Source organism: Candidatus Magnetominusculus dajiuhuensis (assembly GCF_046044395.1).
In the GTDB taxonomy this organism is placed as follows: domain Bacteria; phylum Nitrospirota; class Thermodesulfovibrionia; order Thermodesulfovibrionales; family Magnetobacteriaceae; genus Magnetominusculus; species Magnetominusculus dajiuhuensis.
On record NZ_JBJUSG010000037.1, the window covers coordinates 18,657 to 27,348 of the forward strand.

Annotated in this window: 6 protein-coding genes; all 6 read right to left on the reverse strand. The window is 48.4% G+C overall.

Annotated elements, in window-relative coordinates; genetic code table 11:
* Positions 1-30: 30 nt before the first annotated feature.
* The 6 genes from AB7D94_RS06975 to AB7D94_RS07000 all read right to left on the reverse strand — a co-directional run bounded on the left by AB7D94_RS06975 (position 31) and on the right by AB7D94_RS07000 (position 8,516).
* Positions 31-1,008 carry a lysophospholipid acyltransferase family protein gene (locus AB7D94_RS06975; RefSeq protein ID WP_420265025.1) on the reverse strand — a complete coding sequence of 326 codons (978 nt, stop codon included), beginning with the start codon at positions 1,006-1,008 and terminating at the stop codon, positions 31-33.
* Between the two features lie 214 nt (positions 1,009-1,222).
* Positions 1,223-2,557 (reverse strand): diguanylate cyclase, encoded by a 1,335-nt coding sequence (locus tag AB7D94_RS06980; protein ID WP_420265026.1) that lies wholly within the window; start codon positions 2,555-2,557, stop codon positions 1,223-1,225.
* Positions 2,558-2,574: 17 nt separating this feature from the next.
* Positions 2,575-3,069: a response regulator gene (locus AB7D94_RS06985; RefSeq protein ID WP_420265027.1), complete on the reverse strand. Its 495-nt coding sequence runs from the start codon at positions 3,067-3,069 to the stop codon at positions 2,575-2,577.
* A 16-nt stretch (positions 3,070-3,085) separates the two neighbouring features.
* Entirely contained in the window at positions 3,086-6,613 is a 3,528-nt protein-coding gene (locus AB7D94_RS06990) for a PAS domain S-box protein (RefSeq protein ID WP_420265028.1), read from the reverse strand.
* A gap of 276 nt (positions 6,614-6,889) precedes the next feature.
* Positions 6,890-7,912 carry a substrate-binding domain-containing protein gene (locus tag AB7D94_RS06995; RefSeq protein ID WP_420265029.1) on the reverse strand — a complete coding sequence of 341 codons (1,023 nt, stop codon included), beginning with the start codon at positions 7,910-7,912 and terminating at the stop codon, positions 6,890-6,892.
* 97 nt (positions 7,913-8,009) lie between these two features.
* Positions 8,010-8,516 carry a Uma2 family endonuclease gene (locus tag AB7D94_RS07000; RefSeq protein WP_420265032.1) on the reverse strand — a complete coding sequence of 169 codons (507 nt, stop codon included), beginning with the start codon at positions 8,514-8,516 and terminating at the stop codon, positions 8,010-8,012.
* Positions 8,517-8,692: the final 176 nt, after the last annotated feature.

Below are 8,692 nucleotides of genomic sequence, written 5' to 3' on the forward strand. Positions count from 1 at the left end.
AATCAGGGAATAGCATAATTCAAGGAACGATTATACCATAGTACCCGCTTTGTCGGCAACCGCGTCCTTCGCCCACAGGTTTTGCTTTTTATATGTCTTCCAACGGTTGTGCATCCAGAGGTATTGGTCGGGAAACTGAGTGATTATTTCTTCCATTGTGTGGGCTGTGGCCTGCGTTAATCTGATTATCTCGGCCTTCTCGCTTTCGTAGCCTGTTGCCGGTGTTATTGGGTCGCTTACGTAGCCCGTAAAACCCCCTTCCTTCCATTTTCGGCAGCACGCGATTACCACTATGGGTCGTTTATATAAGACCGCAAGCATCGCAGGAATAGGCGTGGCCGTTGCGGTTCTGCCAAAATACGTAATGGCAACCCCCTTCGCCGTGCTCTGGTCGGGCAGCATTCCTATTGATTTGCCCTTTCTCAGGGTCTCCTGAAGGGTAAACATGGCGTTGGTCTTCGCTATGAACAGTTGGCCGCTTTCAGCGCGGTTGGCGTAGATTAATTTCTCTAAATAGGGGTTGTCAAGCGGACGCACCACAACCACAAGTGCAATACCGACGGCAGAACTTATATATGGCAGAAATTCCCAATTCCCTATGTGCGGCGTTACAAATATACAGCCGTTTGCCTTTTCGTGGGCGTCCTTCGCCTTGATAAACAGGGCCTCAAGCTCAGGGTATGATTCTCTTATTAATCGGGCAGGGTCATTTGCCGTCAGCAGGGAGCGATATTTTATGCCTTCCATAAATGTGAGAAAAAACGACGCCGCGCTCTTGTCGGCGGTCTCTTTTACCTCCCGCGGTGACATCTGCGGGAAGGCCAGGGCGATGTTCTCCACGGCTATGCGCCTCCTCTTAGGGACGAAGATAAAGAGCAGAGTGCCTAAAAATGCGGCGATTGAGTGCATTGCGCGTATGGGCAGCGCCCCTGCCGCTAAAAAAATTAACCGCACCGCCCAGTACTCAAAATGCCATCTTATGCGCCTGAGCCTTTTCTTCTTTTTCATATTATTGTCATTGCCTGTACAGTTCGTTCCATTAATCAAAAACTGGATTCCTGCTTTCGCAGGAATGACATACCTATGTGTTCATTCATCCTGTCCTGTCTGTTGTCCTGTCCTGTCTTGTCTGTCATTCCTGCGAAAGCAGGAATCCAGAGAACCCTCTACCGAAGTTAACGGCATAGGCAATTAAAGGGGAACTTGTTATTTTACCGGTATTTTACGCGATGTTTGCCCGCCCCGCCTTTTTGATTTCCTTGTCCTTATACATCAGGGCGTCTGCCTCGGCTATCAACTCATCCAGCGTGGCCGGTTTTTCTGGATTATAGATGGTTATCCCTGTACTTAGAGACAGTGTCATATTGTCTTCAATGTGGGAGCGGTTATAGTTCCTGACGTTGGCGGCAAGACGCGCTCTGATTGTGTCTTCCACCTCGTCCCCCATCCTTGAGACGAGGACGATGAACTCGTCTCCTCCCATGCGCCCAATAATGTCCGCCTCTCTGAATGTGTCTTTTAATACGTCTGCCGCCGCCTTTATTATAACGTCGCCGTCTTTGTGTCCCCTTGTGTCGTTTATAAGTTTCAGGCCGTCAAGGTCTAAAAATACTATCATCATTTGCTTGTTATACCGACCGGCTATTTTGAACTGCTGCTCGGCGAGGGCGTAAAAACCCCTGCGGTTATAGAGGCCGGTAAGTTCGTCCACGATGGACAGCTTATGGAGCCTTTCCCTCAATACCGCTACCTCAGTAACATCAGTTCCGACACATATGATACTATTGGGGGAGCCGTCGTCTCTGTACAGGCACGTTGAGTTCCAGTTTATGTACTTGTCCTCACTGCCTCCCATGTTGGTTTTCAGCTCAAGATTGTTTATGTTGCAAAGGGATAGGATGTTATAGAACTTTGCCAGATTGCGGGAGAAATCTTCGTCTACGGCATTTTCTTCTGAGGGCGTCAAAAAACAATCCCGCCATGCCTTGCCAATGAGTTCTTTTGAAGCAACGCCAAGGATTTTAGCCGCCGAGTCATTCAGAAAACTGATAATGCCTTCGTTTGACATCTCACACACGATGGCCGGTAAAAACGCAACTAATGTCCTGTACTTCATCTCTGATTCTCTGAGGGCACGCTCCGCGTCGAGGCGCATCGCCTGCATTTCCCCAAGCCTCACCGCGCTCATGATTGAATGGCAGAGCAGCTCGGTTGTAATGCGCGACTTATTCAGATAGTCCTTGGCACCCTTTTTCATCGCCGAAAGCACTATCTCCTCGTCCCCATGGCCTGTGAGAAAAATAATAGGCGTGGTAATTCCCTCTACACGCGCCCGTTCGATTACCTCAAGGCCGTCCGCCTCCCCAAGCATATAGTCCACGATTATGACGTCAAAACCGCCGGTGAGCAGTTGTTCTATCGCGTCGGGAAATGTCCGCACATCAACTATCTTCAGGGAAATATTCTTAAAACCTTCCTTTAAGTAATCCCTTACAAGGAGGACATCCTCCTCGTCGTCGTCAATGAGCAATACCTTCATCTCTTTCATTTCTTTCATTATATATATCTGCTTCCTTAATTAATATCTTTACTCAATTGACCGCCTATTTGCGAAGCATCTCCCATATCCTCTTTTTCGGGTTTTTCGGGAAGCTCGACTGCGCTAAACCAGTATTTCGAGATTATGTTGGCGACCTCAAGCAGGCGGTCAAAGTTCTCAGGTTTTTTTATGTACGAATTTACGCCAAGGTCGTAGCATTGCTGTATGTCGTCTTTCGAGGCGGATGTCGTCATTGCTATTATTGGAATAGGTCTCATGGCGGCATCAGATTTTATCTCCTGCAGGGCCTCAAACCCATCTTTCCTTGGCATGTTCAGATCAAGGAGTATCAAATCCGGATGCCCCCTTTTCGATAAATAATCAAGTAGCTTCTCACCATCCTCTACCCATGTTATTCTGGCGTTGAGGCCGGTTTCTTTGAAGGCGTCGGTTATCAGGATATTGTCGTCTTCGTCGTCATCGGCGTGGAGAATTTGAAATGGCTCTATGGTCTTTCCATTTGTCTTCAATCCTTTGTCCCCCGTCTCATTGTGATTCTCTTTTTTCCGGCAACCGCACTGTAAAAGTCGTGCCCGCACCCGGTGCACTTTCTACGGCCAGCAGTCCGCCGTGGCGCTTCACTATTTTATCACAAATAGCCAATCCCATACCCGTCCCTTCATATTCTCCACGGCCATGAAGCCGCTGGAAGGGTTTAAATATCTTATCTATGTATTTCATATCAAAGCCGATGCCGTTGTCAGTGACCGCGATTTCATAGTATTTTATAGAATTCTCTATGAGATTATTGGTAAGCCTTACCGTTACAACAGGCACAACGCCCTCTGCGTGAAATTTTAGCCCATTGGCCGTGAGATTCATAAATAACTGGTGCATCTGCATAGCGTCTGCCTCAATAACAGGAAGACCATCAAACTCCACGCGTCCACCGGAGCGCATAAGGCGCTCCTCAAGGTCAGAGACAATGCCCTGCATAATAAGATTCAGGTCGGTTGGCAAAAATGGCTTGGCGCGAGTGGTTATCCTCGAAAAGTTCAGCAGCTCTTCAATAAGGCGCTGCATACGGGCAGCCGCCCCCTGCATTCTTTGCAGGTAGTCTGCGGCATCTCCGGTGAGGGTTGCCTCGGTCTTGGAACGTAGCCTGTCTCCGAAGGCGATTATCTTACGCAGCGGCTCCTGAAGGTCATGGGAGGCAACGCTTGCGAAGTCCTGAAGTTCCTGATTGCTGCGTTTCAACTCCTCGGCGTATTTTGAAAGTGAGTTCTTCACCATTACGAGTTCGGTTATATCCGTAATAAGGGCAAACGCCCAGGCTGCCATGCCGTCTTTTACAGGGGTGGCGTTTATGCGCGTGTGCAGGAACGCGCCGTCATCGGCTACAATCGTAACTGTTGCCGCAACCCCAATCCCCCACCCCAAATCGCCCAACACATGACTAAAGGACTCGTACTCGGCGTGATGCACCAGGCTGAGGACGCTTCTGCCGATTACCCTTCCCCTCGCCGTTTTAAGCATTTTTACCAGGGCGTCATTGCAACTGGTTATCTCGTATGAACGGTCAAACTCAATAAAACCCTCCGACGTGCTGTTTATTATATTATAGTATTTTTCTTCAGTTTTTTTCAGGGCTTGTTCTACGCGCTTATGGGCGGTCGTGTCTATACACTTGCCGGCAATAAACATGTTTCCCGAAGGGTCTTTTATTGGAAACCTTATTATCAGCCACTCATGCGGGCCGTCATCCTGAGGAAACGTCTCTACCATATCAACGGTCTTATTGACTGACAGCACGACAGCGTCATGGCCGCGCAAGACTGTGGCCAATTTCGCAGGGAAAATATCCCTGTCCATCTTTCCTATTACGTCTTTTGCCTCCATGTGGCTTATATTTCTGAAATTGTCGTTTGCATAGACGTATCTACCGGCCTCGTCTTTCATAAACGCGGCAAACGGGCTGTTTCTCATAAAAGTCATAAACAGGTCCTCGGACATCCTGAGTTTCTCTTCGGTCAGGTTTCTCTCTATAATGCCGGCCAGTGTGTTGGCCATGGATTGGAGAAACTCTATCTCTGTATCATTGCTGATATGGCCCTCTTTCACATAGAGATTGAGAAGTCCAAGCGTCTTATCGCTGCCTGAAAGTATAGGCACGCAGTAGTGGCCGTGATTCGATATGCCCGGGTACGTTACATCATGGAGGCCGTCAAGGGCGTCAGTAAAAATGATTTCCTTCGTTGCCGCCGCTCTGCCACATATACATTTGTTTAATGGAACGTTATGGCATAGCTCAAGTATCTTGCCGGAGAGGCCAAGCTGTGCCTTCATGTCCAGTTGGCCGGTCTTGTCATTGAATAAAAAGATACATCCCTTTGAATCGAGAGAAAGCCATTTGATGGACAGTATCAGGTGAATTATACGCTCCAGTTGAGTATCAAGCGCAATAGACTCAAGGGCAATGTCCAGCGCCAGGCTTATTGTTTTCTGTATGTCGAGATGGCGGGCGTTTATCTCCTCGGCACGCTTTCGCTGCATGACCTCATCCGACAACTGCTCGTTGATTGTAGTCAGCGCCGCCGTCCTTACCCTTACCTTTGCCTCAAGCTCTTCGTGAGCCTGTCTGATTTCCTCTTCGTATTGTTTGCGTTTTGTGATGTCTGTTACTATGACGATTATTATTTTTTCATCTCCAAATTCCAGGTAGTTTGCCATTACCTCAGCAGGAAACATGGTGCCATCCATTCGTTTGCCGACTACCTCGGATACTGTTAATTCTTTTGTCACAGAAAGCGATAAGAGCAATTCCCAGTATGGCTCTGTCGTCATATCAAAGAAACTCAAATCCATTCCATTGAAGAATTTATAACCGAATATGGCCTCCGCAGCGGGGTTCATAGACATAATCATGGCGTGGATATCTACAACTATAATGCCGGTAGGGACGTTATCCACGACAGCGCGGGTACGGGCTTCGCTTATGGTCAGCTCTTCTGTTTTACTCATCAGGCGGTCTCGTGAGGCGGTTATCTCATCCACGAGGATTTCATATCGTTTTTCCATTACCGACAATTGGTCGCCCTTAAGGTCTTCTGTTGTGTCAAGGCCGAGCTGTTCTTTTGAAAATATGGAAATGTGGGCGCTTAACCTCTCTATACGCCTTGTAATCCTGAACATTATCAGCGTAACAGATAAAACCAAAACGGCTATCCCAACCGTCCCAACCTGAATTTGAGTTCCCATTATTTCACTTCTCAACTGTTTGACCGAACTTGTGGAAATCATGGAGGCAAACATCATTTTCACGTCTGTCTCGCCGTAGTCAAGGAAGGATTTCCCTGTGAAAATATATTTCCCCTTGAGTGACGAGACCAACGTGCCGGGAGCAATTGCATCAGGATCATTGCTTGCCAGGACTGCCGGTTCCTTTCCCATAATCAGGGCAATGATATTGCCGGAGCTATCAATGGACAAGAGGAATTGATCATCTAATGCGTGTGCCAGCATTAGTGTTGCCAGCGTTTTATCTGTTTCGTCTGTAACTTTCTCTGACGCGATTATATATGGCACACCGTCGAGCATAGTTAAAAAGGCCTGTCCGCGGCTCATCTGGTTAAGCGCCCCTCTCTTGCCTAACAAAGCGGAGGGAATCGGCTCCGAATCCACGGTGAATACCTCCATGGGATTGCCTTCGGCATCGAATAGAGCGGCGTATGTGAAATCGGCAATAAGTCTAAGCACGGCAGTGCCAGGCAGCCACGGCGGGATTTCCTCCTGCGTTATTATCGATTTGTTTTTGTTCCACTTATCTCCCTTTACATAATTGACAATAGAGTGCTGTTTAGACAGCAGGACAGCGGTCTGATGAAAACCAATTACATAAGTGTCGAATTTGGCGCGGTCAGCAACTGCGCGTCTGGCCAGCCGCTCCTGCAGCTGCGCGTCTAACGAGTCCGCAAGGCGGCTGGTACTGTAATACCCAAGTCCCGCGCCTAGCCCTACGCTGACGGCCACAGTGATAACTACCATCTTTAAGGTCAGTGAAATCCTGTTAAACATAGCTTATTGCCTCAGACGCATACCAAGGCAAACGCATAAGAAATTGCCTCTCTTATTTTTGTCACCGCCCTTATTTTTGTCATTCCGGCTTGTCCGGAATCTGTCCTTATGCCTCAGAATATGCACAATCATCATGAAACTCCCACTAAAGGGAAGATTCCGGACAAGCCGGAATGACGGCAAGGGACAAAGCCGAAACGATTGCATAGGCATCTTCCGCTTTATTTTTCAAATGCGATTGCCCTGAGCCGCATACGTTATATGTGTGTGGAGCCATCAATCAGGCTCTCCTGTGACCTCGTCGCCTGTGAATTTCCAGCCGGCCTTGCGTAGAATCGGTGCGGGGATAATCGCGAATCCCTTGTCAACCCTGTCCAGATTGGACAGTATATATTCTATAAGTTTCTTCGCGGTTGGTTTAGCCAGTTTCGGGTCGTCCCATGAGGTGAAATTCATTGTCCTGTACGTGGTGTATTTTCCAGAGGCGACGGCCGCGTCGTCCTGCGGGGATATGCTGTCAATAGTTAAAAATTTAAACTTATCCTTTGCCCCATAGGTGTTTGCCATCCAGAGGGTTTCGTATCCTATGGCGCCTTTGAGCGCGGCGATTTGAGAGAGCATATTGGGAATAGAGCCTACTTCCATCGCCTTGGGGCTGAACAGGTCTTCCTTTCCCAGAATCAGGCACCAGTGACCCGGTCTTGTCTTACAGTGAAGCCTCACAACCGGCCTTATGTCGGTGTCCGGGCCGGGGGCGCCGGATGGGGTTTTCAACTCTGACCACTTATGTATCTTCCCCCTGTATATCATTCGCACGTCGGCAAGCGAAAGGTTTGAAACTGGGTTTTCCTTGTTTACAATTATAGCCAGCGCGGCAATTCCCATCGTGTGATAGCGAAGGCCGGGCAGGCGGTCGGCCTCTCCGGGCGGGCAGCACATGGCCGATATATCAACCGTCTTTTTTGCCGCCGCACCTGCCGCTATACCGCATGTCCCCTCTTCAACGGCAATCTTGAGGCCGTTCTTTTTCTCGAATTCCCTGACCAGCGGCAGCACCGCCGGATATATCTGTTGGTCAAGGGCGAGGGCCAGGTCGGCCCCCTCCGCCCATGATTCATACTTTATGGATTGCTTCATCCACTCGGGGGACATACTATAGACCTTCGCCGGGTCACTAAAAGGCTGCCCGCGCATAGGGTCCTTTGCCGCGGCGGCCCTTGCTGAGTTATCCCAAACGCCCGAAGCAATTACCAACAAACATACTGCCGAAAGATAAATAAGCACCCTTATAGCCTTCATATTAAGTACCTCCCATGTAACTCCGCGTTATAGCGGGACAATCATCCCGACCCCGCTGACATTCACCCTTGCAACACCCCGTATGCCTTACCATGTGTTAATAAAATATGTCATGGACTGCGGCCTGAAGCCCTTCTATGACTTTAGACGTAACCACACCCTCAAATGCCGCAAAGAAATGTAACTTATACTTATCGCCTTCGATGGTGAAGATTTGAACCTCCTGAAGCTCCGGCATGACTATCCAGTACTCGGGCACCCTGTATTTCTCGTAAATAGCCTTCTTGACCTCGGTATCCCTCTCGTAGCTCAATGGAGAGATTATCTCACAAACCATATCCGGCACACCGCGAATCCAGCCCTGGACAATAGACATATTCTCTTTTCTGATAAACAATATGTCGGGCTGAAACCGGTTAATCCCTTCCTCAAAGATAACGTCAAGGGGGGATAAATATACCTTTCCTAAATTGTTTGCCCTGACATGGCGGCGTATGACGTCAGCTATATTAAAGACAATATCCTGATGCCTGTCAAATGGACTTGGCCCCATGATTTCCTCTCCGTTTATTATTTCCGTCAAGTCGAAATCTCTGGTTTCCATCACCTTAGTGTATCACCTACCTTCAGGCTCTGTCAATTCATTTACGGCAACTGTCAGGGCAATCGCACTATAAATTGCCTCCCTTATTTTTGTCATTCCAGATTTATTTTTGTCATTCCAGATTTATTTTTGTCATTCCGGCTTGTCCGGAATCTGTCCTTATGCCTCAGAATATG

What these genes read in the sequence shown, in the direction of transcription:
- AB7D94_RS06975 (WP_420265025.1), bottom strand. Translation starts at nt 1,008, where the DNA reads ATGAAAAAGAAGAAAAGGCTCAGGCGCATAAGATGGCATTTTGAGTAC.
- AB7D94_RS06980 (WP_420265026.1), bottom strand. Translation starts at nt 2,557, where the DNA reads ATGAAAGAAATGAAAGAGATGAAGGTATTGCTCATTGACGACGACGAG.
- AB7D94_RS06990 (WP_420265028.1), bottom strand. Translation starts at nt 6,613, where the DNA reads ATGTTTAACAGGATTTCACTGACCTTAAAGATGGTAGTTATCACTGTG.
- AB7D94_RS06995 (WP_420265029.1), bottom strand. Translation starts at nt 7,912, where the DNA reads ATGAAGGCTATAAGGGTGCTTATTTATCTTTCGGCAGTATGTTTGTTG.
- AB7D94_RS07000 (WP_420265032.1), bottom strand. Translation starts at nt 8,516, where the DNA reads ATGGAAACCAGAGATTTCGACTTGACGGAAATAATAAACGGAGAGGAA.